The sequence below is a fragment of the Dactylosporangium sp. CA-052675 genome, assembly GCF_050947935.1.
Taxonomy (GTDB): Bacteria; Actinomycetota; Actinomycetes; order Mycobacteriales; family Micromonosporaceae; genus Dactylosporangium.
Genome location: NZ_CP192010.1, coordinates 1,362,170 through 1,378,566, shown reverse-complemented (window position 1 = coordinate 1,378,566; position 16,397 = coordinate 1,362,170). Strand labels below are relative to the sequence as shown.

13 protein-coding genes are annotated in these 16,397 nt (G+C 74.7%); 7 read left to right on the top strand and 6 right to left on the bottom strand.

Translation table 11 applies throughout. The features are described 5' to 3' along the window. Positions 1–127 precede the first annotated feature (127 nt). Positions 128–1,891, top strand: a complete 1,764-nt coding sequence (locus ACQP1P_RS06180; protein ID WP_433083958.1) for a hypothetical protein — start codon at positions 128–130, stop codon at positions 1,889–1,891. On the opposite strand, the gene prmC is transcribed toward ACQP1P_RS06180, so the two are convergent. Continuing rightward, a complete protein-coding gene (prmC, locus tag ACQP1P_RS06175; protein ID WP_433083956.1) occupies positions 1,888–2,769 on the bottom strand; it encodes a peptide chain release factor N(5)-glutamine methyltransferase in 882 nt (293 codons plus the stop codon). The genes ACQP1P_RS06180 and prmC overlap by 4 nt on opposite strands. 34 nt (positions 2,770–2,803) lie before the next feature. Between prmC and ACQP1P_RS06170 the strand changes: the two genes are divergently transcribed. Continuing rightward, complete coding sequence (locus tag ACQP1P_RS06170; protein WP_433083954.1) at positions 2,804–4,336, top strand: diguanylate cyclase domain-containing protein; 1,533 nt, start codon at positions 2,804–2,806, stop codon at positions 4,334–4,336. A 20-nt stretch (positions 4,337–4,356) separates the two neighbouring features. On the opposite strand, the gene ACQP1P_RS06165 is transcribed toward ACQP1P_RS06170, so the two are convergent. From ACQP1P_RS06165 to rpmE, 3 genes are all read right to left on the bottom strand, one after another. Continuing rightward, positions 4,357–4,515, bottom strand: a complete 159-nt coding sequence (locus ACQP1P_RS06165) for a hypothetical protein (protein ID WP_433083952.1) — start codon at positions 4,513–4,515, stop codon at positions 4,357–4,359. Between the two features lie 172 nt (positions 4,516–4,687). Further along, a complete protein-coding gene (gene prfA, locus ACQP1P_RS06160) occupies positions 4,688–5,782 on the bottom strand; it encodes a peptide chain release factor 1 (protein ID WP_433083950.1) in 1,095 nt (364 codons plus the stop codon). A gap of 98 nt (positions 5,783–5,880) precedes the next feature. Beyond that, entirely contained in the window at positions 5,881–6,108 is a 228-nt protein-coding gene (gene rpmE / locus ACQP1P_RS06155) for a 50S ribosomal protein L31 (protein WP_433083948.1), read from the bottom strand. 187 nt (positions 6,109–6,295) lie between these two features. On the opposite strand from rpmE, the gene ACQP1P_RS06150 reads away from it, so the two are divergent. From ACQP1P_RS06150 to ACQP1P_RS06135, 4 genes are all read left to right on the top strand, one after another. Beyond that, on the top strand, positions 6,296–7,369 hold the full coding sequence (locus ACQP1P_RS06150) for an RNA ligase (protein WP_433083946.1): 1,074 nt from the start codon (positions 6,296–6,298) through the stop codon (positions 7,367–7,369). Continuing rightward, entirely contained in the window at positions 7,370–8,272 is a 903-nt protein-coding gene (locus ACQP1P_RS06145; RefSeq protein ID WP_433083944.1) for an AAA family ATPase, read from the top strand. Positions 8,273–8,488: 216 nt separating this feature from the next. Next, entirely contained in the window at positions 8,489–8,764 is a 276-nt protein-coding gene (gene fxsA, locus ACQP1P_RS06140) for an FxSxx-COOH cyclophane-containing RiPP peptide (RefSeq protein ID WP_433083942.1), read from the top strand. A 453-nt stretch (positions 8,765–9,217) separates the two neighbouring features. After that, a complete protein-coding gene (locus ACQP1P_RS06135; RefSeq protein ID WP_433083940.1) occupies positions 9,218–9,991 on the top strand; it encodes an aKG-HExxH-type peptide beta-hydroxylase in 774 nt (257 codons plus the stop codon). A gap of 639 nt (positions 9,992–10,630) precedes the next feature. Here the strand turns inward: ACQP1P_RS06135 and fxsT are convergent. Both fxsT and ACQP1P_RS06125 read right to left on the bottom strand, forming a co-directional pair. Beyond that, entirely contained in the window at positions 10,631–14,314 is a 3,684-nt protein-coding gene (gene fxsT / locus ACQP1P_RS06130) for an FxSxx-COOH system tetratricopeptide repeat protein (protein WP_433083938.1), read from the bottom strand. Continuing rightward, positions 14,311–15,699, bottom strand: a complete 1,389-nt coding sequence (locus ACQP1P_RS06125; RefSeq protein WP_433083936.1) for a hypothetical protein — start codon at positions 15,697–15,699, stop codon at positions 14,311–14,313. The genes fxsT and ACQP1P_RS06125 overlap by 4 nt, the downstream gene beginning before the upstream one ends. A 222-nt stretch (positions 15,700–15,921) precedes the next feature. Here ACQP1P_RS06125 and ACQP1P_RS06120 point away from each other — a divergent pair, with 222 nt between their 5' ends. Beyond that, a complete protein-coding gene (locus ACQP1P_RS06120; RefSeq protein ID WP_433083934.1) occupies positions 15,922–16,269 on the top strand; it encodes an STAS domain-containing protein in 348 nt (115 codons plus the stop codon). Positions 16,270–16,397 lie beyond the last annotated feature (128 nt).

Sequence of the window (16,397 nt, the reverse complement as noted above, 5' to 3'; positions counted from 1 at the left end):
TCGCAGCCCGCGCGATGTCAGGTTTGCGTCATGGGTGAGACATCCCGCCGATCGGGGTGAGGTCTACGATGACGACCATGTTTTCGCGTCCTGCGCAGCCATTCTTCCCTGCCGCGCGGTGGTCGCGGTGAGGTCCTTCCTCGCGGTCTCGTTCGCCCCGGGCGCAGCGCCGGGCACGCCGGCACCGGCCGCCGTCGCGGCCCTCGGCGAGGCCACCGTGTTCCCGGGCGCCGACGGCTGGGTCGCGCTGGGCGCGCAGGACCCGGGCGACCGCGTCGAGGAGCAGGCCCGCGCGTTCACGGTCCGGCTCGGCCGCGCGGCGCGCACCCGCTCCGGCGAGGTCTCCACCGACGCCCTGGCGGGGCTGCTCAAGGACGGCTCCGGGGTGGACGGCACGGCCCTGGCCGCGCTCGTGCCGCCGTTCGCGGCCGCGCACCGCTCCTCCCCCACCGCACCGACCGTGGTCGCGACCGACTGGCTGGGCTTCCTGCAGGTCTTCTCCTGGCAGGGCGACGGCGTCGCCGCGGTGTCGACGAGCGCGCTCGCGCTCAAGGCGCTGGCCGGCTCGACGCTGAACACCGCCGCGCTGGGGCTGCAGAGCCTCGTGGGCTGGCAGGTCGGGCTGGGCACCGTGTTCGGCGACGTGTTCAAGCTCGAGGCCGGATCGCTCGCCGTGCTCTCCGGCGGCCGGGTCCGGGCCCAGCGCTACATCGAGCCGTCCCTGCAGCTCGACGGGGCGACGCCCACCGTGGAGACGGCCGTCGAGGAGATGGCCGGGCTGCTCGAGGACTTCCAGACCGCCTACCTCGGCGACCACCCGGCCACGGTGCTGCAGCTGACCGGCGGCCAGGACACCCGGGTGCTGCTGTGCGCGGTGCCGGCCAAGCTGCGGCCGGGGCTGCGCGCGCTCACCGTCGACGTGCACGGCGGCTCCGACGCCCGGCACGCGGCCAGGCTGAGCGAGCTGTGCGGGCTGGACCACCAGATCTACTGGCTCGACGACCAGCCGCCGGTGACGCCCGCGGACGCGTGGCGGCTGGCGCTCGAGGCCTCGGCCGCGCTCGACTGCATGGCCAGCCCGCTCGCGCTGGCCCCGCTCCTGCTGGCCGAGAGCAACCTGGAGCAGGGCCACCGGCTCTCCGGCCTCGGCGGCGAGACCTGCCGCGGCTTCTACTACTTCGGCCAGCCGCGCGGCGCGACGACCTCGCAGGCGCTGGTCGCGAAGCTGGCCAACTGGCGGCTGTACGCCAACGAGGCCGTCCTGCCCCAGGCGCTGGAGCCGGACTTCGCCGCCCGCGCGCAGACCGACGCGCTGGAGCTGATCTGGGCCGGCTTCGAGGGCACCTCCTCCGAGTGGCTGCGCGCGATCGACCAGTTCTACCTCTTCCAGCGGATGCAGCGGTGGGCCGGCGCGCACGGCTCGGTGGCGGCCACCAACCGCTTCTTCATCAACCCGATGTTCGACCGCCGGTTCGTCCAGCTCGCGCACGCGGTGTCGCCCGAGGACAAGCGCGGCGGCCGGCTCACCGGGCAGCTCATCGAGCGGCTCGACCCGAAGCTCGCCGCGGTGCCGCTCGACTCCGGGCTCATCCCGGCCAAGCTGGGGCAGGGCGGCATCGGCACCCGGGCGGCGGCCGCGCGCGTCACCGCCGGCCGGCTGGCCCGCAAGATCCGCCAGCGGGTGCGGGGCGGCAGCAAGGCCCAGCTCGGGGCCGGCGAGTGGGCGGCGCTCGTGGTGGACCACTGGCGCGCGGACCCCGGGGCGGTGGCCCCGCTGCGGGGCAACGGCATCGTCCGGGAGTCCTGGCTCGACGAGACGCTCTCCGGCACCGCCGCGGTCCCGGCCGCCACGGTGGCGTTCCTGACCAACCTGATCGTGGCGGCGCGCTAGCCGCGGTGCTGGTCGCCCCGGTTCGCGGTGACGAACCGGGGGCGGCCGGCCAGGTCGCGGTGGTCCTCGACGACGGTGAACAGCCCGGTGCCGCGCAGCAGCTCCGGCAGCGACTCGCCCTGGGTGTCGTCGTGCTCGATGGCCAGCCGGCCGCCGGGGCGCAGGAGCCGGGCCGCCGTGCGGGCGATCGCCGGCATGAGGGCCAGGCCGTCATCGCCGGCGAAGACCGCGTCGTGCGGGTCGTGCTCGGCCACCTCGACGTCGACCGGGGTCGCCTCGGGGACGTAGGGCGGGTTGCACAGCAGCAGGTCGACGGTACCGGATATATCGGAAAGCACCGATTCGTCGGACACATCGGCCTCGACCACCCGGACCGCCGGAGCCAGCCGCGCGACGTTCTCGCGCAGCCAGGGCAGCGCCCGCTCGGAGCGTTCGACGCAGTGCACCTCCGCCTCGGGGCGCCGGGTGGCGAAGGCCACGGCGATCGCCCCGGAGCCGGAGCACAGGTCGACGACGCGCCGGGCCGGCTGCTTGAGCGCCCACTCCACCAGCAGCTCGGTCTCGAACCGCGGGATGAACACGCCCGGTCCGACGGCGAGCTCGAGCCCGTAGAAGGGCGCGGTGCCGGTCAGGTGCTGCAGCGGCTCGCGCGCGGCCCGGCGGGCCACCAGCCGCTCCAGCTCCCCGGCCTGCGGGCCGGTGACGGCGGCGGTCAGCAGGCGGGAGCGGGGCACGCCGAGCACGTGGGCGGCCAGCAGCTCCGCGTCGACGCGGGGGGAGGCCACGCCCGCCCGGGCCAGGGTCGCGGCCGCCGCCGTGATCAGCTGCGAAAGCGTGGGCAACTCGCGTTCCGGCGTGTCATCTTCGAGTCGGTGCACCCCATAATCATGAGGCGCGCTGGAGGGGGTTCGGATGGCGGTGGGCGACCGCACGGCTGAGCTGACGCGCGCGCGCCGGCTCATCTTCGACGATCGCCTCGGCGAGGCGCTGACGGTCGTGGAGCGGGTGCTCGAGGGCGACCAGGCCCCGGCCGAGCGGGTCGAGGCGCTCAAGCTGCGGCTCATCACGCTGATCAACCTGGGGCGGTCGGAGGAGTACGCCGCGGCGCTGGACGCCGGGTTGTCCGCCGCCCGGCATCTGCAGGACCCGGGGCAGTACGGCGAGCTGCAGGCCCTGGCCGCGATCGTGGCCCTGCGCGCGGGCTCGCTCGACCGCTGCGTGCGCGCCCTCGTGCACGGCTCCCGGGCGCTCGGCGCGGTCGAGCGGCGCGACGAGACCACGGCGTGGGGCTGGCACAACCTCGCGATGGCGTATTCGTACACCGGCTTCCACGGCCACGCGCTCTCCGCCATGGACCGCGCCCGCGCGGTCGCGGTCGAGGCCGGCGTGCCGACGGCGAGCACCGACTTCGCCGCGCCGCAGATCCGCCTGCGCCTCGCCGTGGACCTCGACCACCGCGGCGACAGCGAGGGCTGCCTGCGCATCCTGCGCGACATCGCCGCGGACCTCGAGCGCCGCGTCCACGACGACGAGGTGGCCCGGCTGCGGCCGGTGGCCCGGGGCGCGATGGGTTATGCGGCCGTACGGCTGTGCACCCTCGGCGCCTCCGCCCCCGCGATCGACCCGTGGCCGCTGCTCGACTCGGCCGGCCTGTCCACGCGCGCGCGGGACTTCCGCACGTTCGGCGCCGTGTGCCAGGCGATCGCCGAGCGCCGCCCGATCGAGGCCGTGGCCCGGCTGCAGACGGCTCGGGTCAGCGACGACTCGCTCGGCCCGGCCGAGCTGCTGCGGCTGCGCGCCCTGGCGCACCTCGGCGCGGGCGACTACCGCTCGGCGTACCACGCGGACCGCCTCGCCTACCGGGCCGCCAACACCCAGCTCGACCTGCTGCGCGACCTGTTCGTCGACGGGGTCGCGGCGCTGCTGGACCACGAGGACCTGGTCCGCAAGGTCGACTTCCACCGGGGCGAGGCGCAGACCGACCCGCTGACCGGCCTGCCGAACCGCCGCTACCTGGAGGAGCACATCACCAAGCTCGTGGCGGCGGGCGGCCATGCGGCCCTCGGCGTGTGCGACCTGGACGGCTTCAAGCAGGTGAACACGGTGCACGGCCACCTGTCGGGCGACCTGGTGCTGCAGCGGGTGGCCGGGGTGCTCAACCGCGTCATGCGCAAGGGCGACTTCGTGGCCCGCTACGGCGGCGACGAGTTCGTGGTGGTGCTGCCGACCACCTCGCCGGGCGAGGCGCGGGAGATCTCACGGCGGATCGAGAGCGCGATCGCCGGCGAGGACTGGCAGTCGCTGGTCCCGGGCACGCCGGTGGGCGTCACGATCGGCTGGGCCGGGCTCTCCGGCGAGGACTTCCAGAGCGTGTCGGAGGCCTTCGAGGCGGCCGACCACGCGATGCTGCGCGCGAAGACGCCGCGCCCCCGCGCGGCGTCCTAGCGGCCAGTAGCCGGCCCGGCTCAGCGGACCAGCAGGATCCGGGCGTTCTCCTCGCGGATGCGGGCGCGCTCCTGGTCGGCGCACACGGCCGCCCACGCGTTCGCCTTCGCCGTCGGGACCTTGTCGGCGCCGAGCACCGAGCGTCCGACCCGGAAGATGAGGTCGGCGGCGGTGCTCACCACGGCCCGCGGAGCCGCAGAGATGTCGACTGGCGTCGATGACGACGGCATGGCAGCCCTCCGGATGTGTCGGCGATCACGCTGAGTGCGGCTCGGTTTCGCGAGGAACGCTACCCGAGACTAGGGTGCCCCTGCACCGTTTCCGGAATGTGACGTCGGCGTTAGACCCCCGTCACCCTCGGCTGAGCTGGTCCTCCCCCGCGAGCCGCGCCTTGCGGTCGGCCTCGGCCAGGGCATCCAGCACGCTGTCGAGGTCCCCGCCGAGCGCCAGGTCGAGGTTGTACGCCGTGTAACCGATCCGGTGGTCGGAAATCCGATTCTGCGGGAAGTTGTACGTCCGGATGCGCTCCGACCGGTCGACCGTGCGGACCTGCGAGCGCCGCGCGTCCCCGGCCGCGGCCGCCGCCTGCTCCTCGGCCAGGGCCACGAGCTTGGCGTGCAGCATCCGCATCGCGCGGTCCTTGTTCTGCAGCTGGGAGCGCTCGTTCTGGCAGGAGACCACGATCCCGGTCGGCAGGTGGGTGATCCGCACCGCCGAGTCGGTCGTGTTGACGCTCTGGCCGCCCGGCCCGGACGAGCGGAACACGTCGACGCGCAGGTCGTTCTGGTCGATCTCGATGTCGCCGGTCTCCTCCGCCTCGGGGGTGACCAGCACGCCGGCCGCCGAGGTGTGGATGCGGCCCTGCGACTCGGTGGCCGGCACGCGCTGGACGCGGTGCACGCCACCCTCCCACTTCAGCCGCGACCAGACGCCGTTGCCGCCGTCGGGGATGCCGCGGGTCTTGATCGCGATGGCGACGTCCTTGAAGCCGCCGAGGTCGGACTCCTGGGAGTCGAGCACCTCGGTGACCCAGCCGTGCCGCTCGGCGTAGCGCTGGTACATCCGCAGCAGGTCGCCCGCGAACAGCGCCGACTCCTCGCCGCCCTCGCCGGCCTTGACCTCGAGGATCACGTCCTTGGCGTCGTTGGGGTCGCGCGGGGCGAGCAGCTCGGCGAGGCGCTCCTCGATGAGCGGGATGCGCTCCTGCAGCTCCTCGGCCTCGGCCGCGAACGCCGCGTCCTCGCTGGCCAGCTCGCGCGCGGCCGCGAGGTCCTCGCGGGCCTGGTCGAGCTCGCCGGCCGTCTTCGCGATCGGCGACAGCTCGGCGAACCGGCGGCCGGTCTTGCGGGCCAGCGCCTGGTCCGCGTGGATGCTCGGGTCGGCGAGCTTCTGCTCGATCTCCTGGTACTCCGCCAACAGCGTGGCGAGCCGGGTGTCGGCGGTCATGTCCTTCCAGTCCTCTCCAGCGTGGTCCGGTTCCTCAACACGAAGACGGCGCCCGTCCACAACCCTTGCGGGGTCGTGGACGGGCGCCGGAAGCGCAGCTACTTGCCGGCCTTCTTGGCCTGGACCTTCGCGTACTTCTGCTGGAACTTCGCGACCCGCCCAGCGGTGTCGAGCACGCGCTGCTTGCCCGTGTAGAACGGGTGGCAGACGGAGCACGTCTCCACGTGGATCTGCCCGCCCTTGGCGGTGCTGCGGGTGGTGAAGGAGTTGCCGCAGGAGCAGGTGACCTCGGTGGTCACGTACTCCGGGTGAATGTCCGGCTTCATGGCCGCGGTCCTTTCGATCAGTCGGTCGCCGGGTCGCCACGTGGACGTGAACCGGAACCTGAGTTGGCCGTCGGTCAAGTCTGCCATGTCGTCCGCACGGCTCTTTGACCGCCCCGCACAACGCGCCGCACCCTGCCCGTATTCCCGTCGCGACCGGTGGCGCGGCGCGCCTACGCTGTACCGCGCCATGAGCCTCCACATCGATGACCTCTGCGACCCGAAGCTGCTGGCCGAGATGGTCGGCGGCGGGTACATCCGCACCCAGAAGCACCCCTCACTGCCGCTGGTGATCCACAACTACACGGAGAAGACGCAGTACGACAACGTCTGGAACGCGGCCACCCTGGCGTGCCGCGGCCTCGTGGTGGCCCGCGACGGGCAGGTCCTGGCGCGGCCCTTCACGAAGTTCTTCAACCACGGCCAGCCGGGCGCCCCGGAGCTCGACCTCGAGGGCCCCGTCGCGGTGACGGACAAGGCCGACGGCTCGCTGGGCGTGCTCTACCCGACGCCGGACGGCTGGGCCCTGGCGACCCGCGGCTCGTTCGACTCCGAGCAGGCGCGGCACGCGACGGCGGTGTTCCGGGCACGGTACGCGGGCCGCTTCGAGCCGCCCGCGGGCCTGACGGTGCTGGTCGAGATCATCTACCCCGCCAACCGGATCGTGCTCGACTACGGCGAGCTGGACGACCTGGTGCTGCTCGGCGCCGTGGACATCGCGACCGGCCGCAGCCACGGCCCGGAGGCGGTGCCGGGGTGGCCCGGGCCGGTGGTGGAGTCGTTCTCGTACCGCACCCTGGCCGAGGCCCTCGCGGCCCCGCCCCGCGACAATAGGGAGGGGCTCGTGGTGCACTGCACAGGCCCCGACACCCGGGTGAAGATCAAGTACAGCGAGTACGTGCGGCTGCACCGGATCGTCACCGGCCTCAACCCGTGGGTCGTGTGGGAGGCGATGCTCGCCGACCGCCTCGACGAGCTGCTCGAGCCGCTGCCCGACGAGTTCCACGCGTGGGCGAGCGACGTCGCGGCCGGGCTCACGGCCGCGGTGGCGGAGCTGAGCGAGGCCGTCGAGCGGGAGTACGCGCAGGTCGTGGCCGGCCTGCCCGAGGGCTGGACGCGCAAGGACTTCGCGTTCGCCGTGGCGCGCAGCCCCCGGCGCGGGTGCCTGTTCCTGCGCCTGGACGGCAAGGACTACGCGGCTCTGCTGTGGCAGCAGGTACGCCCGGCCGTCAGCGCCACCGAGGACGACGGGAAGGCCGAGTAGATGGCGACGCTCACGATCACCCGAGGGCTGCCCGCCTCGGGCAAGACGACCTGGGCCAAGCAGCAGGCGCACCTCGTGCGGGTCAACCGCGACGACCTGCGCCGCATGATGCACGGCGGCCGCGTGGCCGACGACGACCGGCGCGGCCGGGCCGAGCGCCAGGTCACGCAGGCGCACCACGCGGCCGTCGAGGCGCTGCTGCGCGGGGGCGCCGACGTGGTCTGCGACGACACGAACCTGCGCGGCCGCGTAGTGCGCGAGTTCGCCGAGCTGGCCGCGAAGTGCAAGGCGCACTTCGCCGTCCGCGACTTCACCGACGTGCCCGTGGAGGAGTGCATCCGCCGCGACGCCCTGCGCACGGGCGAGGGGCACGTCGGGGAGCCGGTGATCCGGTCGATGCACGAGCGGTACCTCGCCGGCCGGTCGCTGCCGCTGCCCCTGCCGGTGCTCGACGAGACCGTCGGCGTCGTCTACGAGCCGCCGCCGGACGCGCCGCGCGCGGTGCTCGTGGACATCGACGGCACCGTGGCGCTGTTCAACGGCCGCAGCCCGTACGACATGTCCCGCGTCGGCGAGGACCTGCCCAACGAGCCCGTGATCGCCGCGGTCCGGGCCATGCACGCCGCCGGCTACGAGATCGTGTTCTGCTCGGGCCGCAGCGACGACTGCCGCGCCGACACCGAGACGTGGCTCGCCGAGCACGTGGGCGTGCCCCACCGCGGGCTGTTCATGCGCCGGTTCGGCGACCAGCGCCGCGACTCGATCGTGAAGGCGGAGATCTTCGAGCAGGAGATCCGCAGCCGGTACCACGTGATCGGCGTGTTCGACGACCGCCAGCAGGTCGTGCGGATGTGGCGCGCCCTGGGCCTGACGGTCTTCCAGGTGGCCGAGGGCGACTTCTGACGCGGGGGCCCCAGGGCCCTCGCCGTGCCTCCGCCGGGCGAATTCCGGTGGTCGGCTGCGAAACCTTTCCGGGCACCAACTATTTTTTGCACGTGCCGTCCGCGGCGACGCACGTCGATTGCCGCGCAGGGCGCGTTCATGCAGAATTCCCGGGCCGCGACGCCAACCGCGGGCGGGCGGAAGGGCGTCGTGGATGGTAGACATAGGTGACGCCCAGTGAAGGCAGGCCTTGTGGGGGATGGTAGCAAAACGGATACTCCGGACCGGCTGCACGCGACATTGACCGACCTTTCGGGCAATCCGGACAGCGGGTTCGAGCCCGGCTCACCCGACCTGGATGCGCTGCGTGACGGACCGATCCTGAATGCGTTTCGTGATCCGGCCCGGCTGGCCGCCCTCGGCAACGGTGTCCTGGCTCACACGATCCGCCGCGTGCTGGGCGAGGTCGACGAGCCCCACGAAACCGTCGCCGGCTTCAACTCGGCCATCTGACCGGACCGCGCTCTGAACACCCGCAGCCCCTCTCCACGACCGCGCGCCCTGGTCATCGGCCCCGAGGACCTGGACGAACTCGCCACCGGCCGCGGCGGCGAGCGGGTCCTGGACACCCTGCGCGCGGGCCAGATCACCAAGCACGTCCTGCTGGTCCGCGCGATCGCCGACGCCGCGCGCGACCGCGCCGCCGAGGCCGCTCGGGTCCTGGCCGCCGCCGACGCCCGCAACCCCGCGGCGGCGAGGGCGGTCCTGGGCCACCCCCAGGTCGGCGCCTGGGCCATCCACTGCCTGACCGGCCCCGCGACCCCGGCGGACCTCGACCACCTGCACGGCGTCGCGGCGGCCGCGGCGCTGGCCGCGGGCCTGGACGCGACCTGGCCCGCGCCCGCCCCGAACGGCCGCCTGGCGATCCCGGGGCAGGGCACGGCCCTGGTCGACGGCCCGGCCACGGTGACCGTCTCGCCGTCCGGCCTGTCGGTCGCCGGGGCGTCGGCCTGGTTGCCGCTGCTGCGGCTGGAGGCGGGCCCCCTGCGGCTGTACCTGGACGACCTGGACCCGTACCGCGGCGTCTACGACCTGCCGCTCACCGACCGCCTCCCACCCGGCGAGGCCGAGCGCTGGCGAGCGGACACGGCCGCGGCGGGCGCGCTGCTGGCCGCCCACCACCCCTGGCACGTCCGGTCGATGTCCCGCTGCCTGACCTCGGTGGTCCCGCTGTCCGCGGCCGGGCGCAGCGCCACGTCCCGCGACGCGTTCGGCGCCGCGGCGCTGGCCCGCCCGCCGGACCCGCGCCGCCTGGCGGCGAGCCTGGTGCACGAGCAGCAGCACGGCAAGCTCAACGCGCTCCTGCTCTTCCACGACATGCTGCGCCCGGACCCGCCGCCCCGCCGCTACTACGCCCCGTGGCGCAGCGACCCACGCCCACCGGGCGCGCTGCTGCACGGCTGTTACGCGCACCTGGCGATCGCGGACTTCTGGCGCACCGAGTACTCCCGCACCGCCGACGACACCGCCGCCTTCGAGTTCACCCGGTGGCGGGTCGCCGTGGCCGAGACGCTGGAGACCTTGCACACGTCGGACGCCCTGGGGCCGGCGGGCCGCCGCCTGGTCGACGGCATGCGGGCGCGGCTGGACTCCTGGCTGCCGGACCGCGTGCCGGCGATCCCGCGGCAGCGCGCGCTGGCCGCGCTGGCCGCCCATCGGGCCGAGCACGCGGTCGCCTGACCCGCACGGGCCCTCCGACCGCCTACTGCACCACCCGCTTTGCCGCACGGGCCTGCCGCCCGGCCCACATCACCGCACTAAGACGGGCCAACTGCCGCCCACAGCACCGCACCACAAACTGGCAGCCGTCGGGCTCACCGCCGCCATGCGCTGACGGGCCACCGCCACCCGCGCCGCCGTCAACCACCACGCACCCCATGCCCGAGCCGCGCCCCGCCGCAGCCCCAGCCGCACCCGCCCGGCCCGCCACCGCACCAAGACCGCCGCCGCCCACCGACGCCACGCCCGCTAGACCGCCCGCCCCACCACCGCACCATGGCTGCCGCCCGCTAATGCCATGCCCGCTAGCCGCCCGGCCCGCCAAAGCACCGAGACCGCCGGCGCCGCGCTTGAAGTGCCGCCAATCCGTCCGGCCAGGTCGCTGGAGCGCGGCGCTCACCGGGCATGTCACCGTCGCCCGCTCTTTGCGCGCCTCACGCATACAACCTCATCGGATCGAGCGGCCCGATCGGTTCACGAGCCGAACGCCAGATCCGAAAAGGCCCACGAAACGGATTTGTCGCCCGTCAGGCGAAAAATCCGAAATATCCGGTGAGGGACGAGCCGGATATTTCGGGACCAGGCCCGGACAACGGGAACTCAGGTCGCCGGCAGCTCGATGTCAAACTCGAGCCGCCGCCCAGCAAACGCCGTCTGCGTAGCCGGATGCGTATCGCCGAGCCGCCGCCGCAGCGCCTCGGCCGCCGCCGCCACGGTCCCCCGATCCTCCCGGGCAGGATGCGCCGCCCGCAGGTCGAGCGCGTGGTTGAAGCCCGCGACGAGCAACGCCGGATGCTGGGCCCCGAAGGCGGACTGCGCCACGCGGACCGTGTCCTTCGAGGCGATCACGGCCCCGGCCGTCTGCCCGGACTGGGCGAGGTCGGAAGCATAGCCGATGGCGCAGGCGACGGAGAACGGATGCTCGGCCCCGACGGAGTGCGCGAGGCCCACGAGGGCGTGCCGGTCCAGTTCCGCGGCCGCGGCCGGGTCGCCCTCGGCGCGCAGGGCGGCCGCGAGCGCGGCCTGGGCCGCGTGGGTGAAGGGGTGCTTCTCGCCGAGGATCGTGGCGAAGCCGTCGGCCGCCTGCTGCGCCGCGGTACGCGCGGCCCCGAACTCGCCGCTCGCGCGGACGCAGTTGGCGTAGGTGAGGACGGCGGAGAGGGAGTCGGCGCTGTGGTCGCCGTACTTCTCCAGCCACAGCGCCATCGTCGCCTCGGCCTCCTTGCGCGCCCGGGGATAGGCGCCCGCGCGGCGCAGGGCCATCGCGAGGTACCGCCGCCCGGTGAGCACGCCCGGGTGGTCGTCCCCGAACGCGTCGGCGTGCACCGGCAGCGCCTCGGTGAGGATCTCGATCGCGACCTCGTGCTCGCCCAGGCCGAAGCGGTTGTGCGCCAGGCTGACGAGCGACCACAGCGTCTCCGGGTGCGGGTTGGGCAGCACGCGGCGGCGGTGCATGAGGGTCTGCTCGTCGATGATGCGCGCCTGGCGGAAGTCGCCCAGCAGGCGCATGTCCACCGCGAGGTTGTTGGCGCAGCGCAGGGTGCGCGGGTAGGCCTCGCCGAAGAGCCGGCGGTAGCGGTCGAGGTTGTCGAGGTCGACGTTGCGCGCCGCCACGAACTCGCCGCGCAGGCGCAGGTCCGCCCCGACGCTGTTGGCGGTCATCAGCGTGCTCTCGTCGTCGTCGCCGAAGACGCTGCGCAGGGTGGCCAGGGTCTGCTGGTTGAGCTTGGCCGCCTCGGCCGCGTCGCCGCCCGCGCGCATGGCGTTGGCGAGGTGGTACGCGGCCGCGAGCGTGTCCTCGTGCTCGTCGGTCAGGGCGAGACGCCAGCGGTCGTACGCGTGCTGGGCCACGGTACGGCTGCTGTCATGATCGCCGCGCACGAACAGGAAGCGCACGTAGTGCAGCATGAGCTGGCGGGACTCGTCGGTCGCGCCGGCGAGCAGGTCCGAGTAGAGCAGGTGCGCGCTGAGCTCCTCGTAGCGCGGCCAGCTCGACGGATCGTCCGGGATCGCCGGGTCGGCCGCGGTGAGCACGTCGTGCGCGGCCTGCTGGTAGATCGGATACTCCTTGACCCCCAGCCGCTCCAGCAGCAGCAGCTGCCCGAGCCGGTGCACCTGCACCGACTGCAGCGCCGGGTCGACCTGCGCCAGCCCGAACTGCGCGAGCTCCCGCAGCGCGGTGCGCAGGGCCTTCTCCACGCGCACGAGGGCGCCCAGCGGGGCGGGCAGCCCGGCGCCGCGGCTCTCCCACAGCACGTTCCACGACACCGGCTCGCCGGCCAGGAACGCGCACACGTCCAGCAGCCGGGCGGCGCCGGGGTTGCGCTCGGCGAGCTCGGCGTAGGCGAGGTTCCACGTGACCACGATCGGGCTGGGGTACTCCGGCCGCTCCGCCGTGCCGCCCATGTCCCGGCGCAGCTCGTCGTACCGGTCGAGGTACTCCGTCGCCGCCCAGCCGGTCGCGTGCTGGGTCGCCGCGGCCTGCTCCATCGCCATGGGCACGTCGCCGAGGCGCGCGGCGAGCGTGTGCGCCTGCGAGCCGCTGATCGCCGGGGTGCGGCGCCGCAGCAGCAGCACGCTCTCCGCCCGCGTGAACGCCCCGACCTCGATCGCGTGGCCCATCTCGGCCCAGCGCGGGTTGCGCGACGTCACGAGCACGTGGCCGGCGCCGCGGGGCAGATAGGGCTCGATGTCCTCCGGACGGCTCGCGTTGTCGAAGATCAAGAGCCAGCGGCGGTACTGTGAGTCGCGCTCGAGCGTCTCCCGCAGCAGCTGCAGCGTCCGGTTGAGGTCGCCGCTCTCCCGGATCTTCAAGGCCCGCGCGAGCCCGGCCAGGGCCACCCGCATCGGCGCGACCTGCTCGGCCGGCACCCACCACACGAGGTCGTACTCCCCCGCGTACCGATGCGTGTACTCCAGCGCCAGCTGGGTCTTGCCCGTGCCGCCGAGGGAGTGCCGGGCGTCGGGCAGCAGCGCGACGAGGCCGGTCTCGAGCTTGCGCCCGATCTCGTCGAGCACCGCGTCGCGGCCGACGAAGCCGGAGTTGCGCGGCGGCACCGCGTTGCGCACCTGCTGCGGCGTCTTCACGTGCACGTCCCGCTCCCCCGCCGCCGTCGCCGCACCCGTCGCACCGTCCCACCGCTCGGCCGCCGCATCGGCGAACTGCGCCACCACATCGATCTCGGTCACCCTGCCGTCACCGTCGGCGTCGCCACCTCCGGCCAGAAGGCCAGAACTCGCCGCCGCCGTGTCCGCCCGCGCGTCGGCCGCGACCGGGCGCCACAGCCGCTCGGCCAGCTCCGCGTGGGCGCCGCCGAGCGCGCGCAGCACCGGGGCGGCCGCCTCGGTGAACGCCGGGCCCAGGGCCGCCAGGGGCCCGGGGTCGCCGGCGATGACGGCCGCGTCGAGGTCGGCCGGGCCGAGGTGATCGGCCACGAGCCGTACCACTGCCAACGCTTCGGCGGCGTCCAGCGCCGGCAGCAGGGCCTCCCGCACGCCGGGCCGGAAGTCGTAGCCGTCCCGGGCCACGAGCAGGCCGCTCAGGAAGACCTCGGCCAGGTGCTCCGGCCCTGCCTCGGCCAGCCGCTCCCGCGCCACCAGGCGCATGACGGGCACGGTGAGGGGGGCGGCGGCGAGGAGGGCGGCGAGGCGGTACGCGGTCGGCGAGGCCGCGGCGCGGAAGGCCCGGACCCGCCGCTCGGGGCCGCGCACCGGCTCGGCGTCGGCGGGCTCGCCGCCGAACCGCCCGGTGAACAGCGCGACGCCCGGGATCGTCTCCGGTGCCCCGGCGACGAGCGCGGCCCAGGGCCCGAGCCAGCGCGGGGCGAGCTTCAGCACCGGGATCGCGACGCCGGCGCGGGCCGGCTCGAACCGGCCGTCGGACACCTCGACACGCAGCTCGGCGTTGGCGGCGGCCGGGCCGGGCGCGCCCAGCCGGACGCGGTGCGGCTCGGCGCCGCCGCGGGGCCACATGCGGGCGGGCAGGAGCTGCAGGATCGCGGTCGGGCCGGACCGGCCGAGGCGCTCCAGCAGCGGGGCCAGCGCGCCGTCCCAGGCCGGGCCGACGCCGTCGGTGACGACGAGCGCGACGCGCCGGGCGGGCGGCAGCTCCAGTCCGGGCTCGAGCGGCCGCTCGGCGACGGGCGGGCCGCCGAGGCCGGCCAGCGCGGCGCGCAGCTCGGCCAGGACCGGCTCCCACAGCGTCAGGGACTCTCCGGTGTCGACCAGCAGCGCGAGCTCGTCGAGGCCGAGCGCGGTCAGCGGGCGCAGCGCGTCGAGGTTCATCGCCGCTCCCCCGCCTGGCCGGGCGGCCGCCAGCGCGGCGCCGGCTCCTCGGGGCGGCGGCCGGACTCGTCCCACAGCAGCGCGAGATGGGTGCCCGGATGGGATTCGCCGCCGGGGGCGCGGGCGGCCTCGCGGCGCAGGCGCAGTACCAGACCGGGAAGCTCGGCGACGCTGGACACCTCGAGGATCTCGTCCAGCCGCCCGGCCGCCCGCGGGTCGTAGCCCGGGCGGCACCAGACCGCGACCGGCAGGCCCATGCTCAGCGCCACGCCGAGCTCGTCGGCGGCCAGGCTCGGCTCCTCGCGCGGCGGGAACTCCTGCATGAAGCAGATCCGCGGCTCCTCGGCGAGCTGCGCGCCCAGCGCCGCGAGGTCGGGCTCGGGCCGGTCGAGGAAGAAGACGGCCTTCGGGTCGCTGAGGTGGCCGTGCGCGCGCAGCCGCTTGGACTTGCGGCTCCAGTTCGCCCGCAGCGCCGGGTCGGCGGCCCGCTCCCACGAGCGCAGCACGACCGGGTGCCGCGCGCCGAGCGGCAGCGGTTCGGCGCCGAACCGCGGCCCGACGGGCCACTGGTCGACCGGGAGGTTGCCCAGCGCCTTGGGCAGGATGCACTCGACGGCCACGTCATTGGGGTCGGAGGCGTGCGCGGCCAGGACGGTGGCGAGCCGGCGGTCGACCTCGGCCGGCAGGTCCGCCTCGGCGATGACGGTCTCGGCGGCGGCGAGCGCGATGCCCGGCGCGCCGTCCTCGCCCTGGACCCAGGCCCAGAGCAGGAAGCCCTCGTCGAGCCGATCGCGCTCGATGCGCAGCACGAGGATGGTGCGGGAGCCGCGGCCGGCGCCCGGGGTGAGCGCGGCCAGCCAGTCGGCCGGGGCGCCGGTGCGCGCGAGGTGCTCCTCCAGCCAGGCCCGCAGCCCGGCGCGCAGCTGCGCGCCGGCCTCGGCGGCGAGCGCGGCGACGAACGCGAGCAGCGGCGGCGGCTGTTCGGGCGGGCGCAGCAGGCCCTCGAGGTGCGGCAGGAGCTCGGAGGCGGTGCCGCCGGCGGGCCGATCGGGTCCGGCCGGGCCGACGGCCGCGCGATAGGGGCCCGCGACGGGCAGGTGGGCGGCCTGGGCGGTCAGCGCCAGCAGGCGCCGTCGTTCCGCGGGCAGCAGCAGCGGTACCGGTACGGCGCGCAACTGTTCCCGGAAGTCCTCGTCGAGCCGATCGCCCAGCGCGTGCAGGGCACCCGGGATCCGGGCGCACCGGTCCAGGAACGTCTCGGCCTCGTCCGAGCCGCCGATGGGCAGGCCCAGCTCGGTCTCCAGGGCGGTACGCAGCGACGGCAGATCCCGGCCCCGCAGGCCTTCGGCCATCGCCGTGAGGACGGACCCGCCCAGGATGCTCAAGGCCGCGCCTACCCTTCGTCCGCGGCGCCGAGGCCGACCCGCACACCAGGGGGCCGCCCACTCCGATCTGCGTCACCGTACGCCAGAGAAGCGTCACTGAAAACCCGCGTATGCGTTGGGGTTTGTACGCCTGTCTATGAGGCTGACGGTCTATGCGTGCGAAAGGGTCGGATTGTGCAGCCCCCGATGGCCGGCCCGCGCCGGACGCCGGATACTGCTGGTGTGGCGGAAATCCCCATCCGCGCCCGGCGCGAGCCCGACGGCGGCACGGTGCTCGCCGTGTGCGGCGAGGTCGACGTGGCCACGGCGCCCGCGCTGCGCGAGGCGATCGTGCGCGCGGTCGACGGCCGCCCGGCTCGCGTGGTGATCGACCTGGCCGCGGTGTCCTTCATGGACTCCAGCGCGCTGGGGGTGCTGATCAGCGGGTACAAGTACGCGCAGGGCGCCGGCGTGGCGATGGTGCTCGCGAGCCCGGGGCCCGGGGTGTACCGGCTGCTGCGCACGAGCGGCATGGTGGAGATCTTCGAGGTCGTCGACCCGCCCGACCCGTCCACCGAGCTGCGAGGCTGACTTCTTCGCTGCTCTCGCCCGCTGCTCTCGCCCGCCACCTCGGTCCCGGCCGCGCACCCAGACCGCTCACCCCGGCCGCCGCCGTCGTCCGCGGCCCCGGCCACGCACCCCGGCCGCCGCCGTTGCCC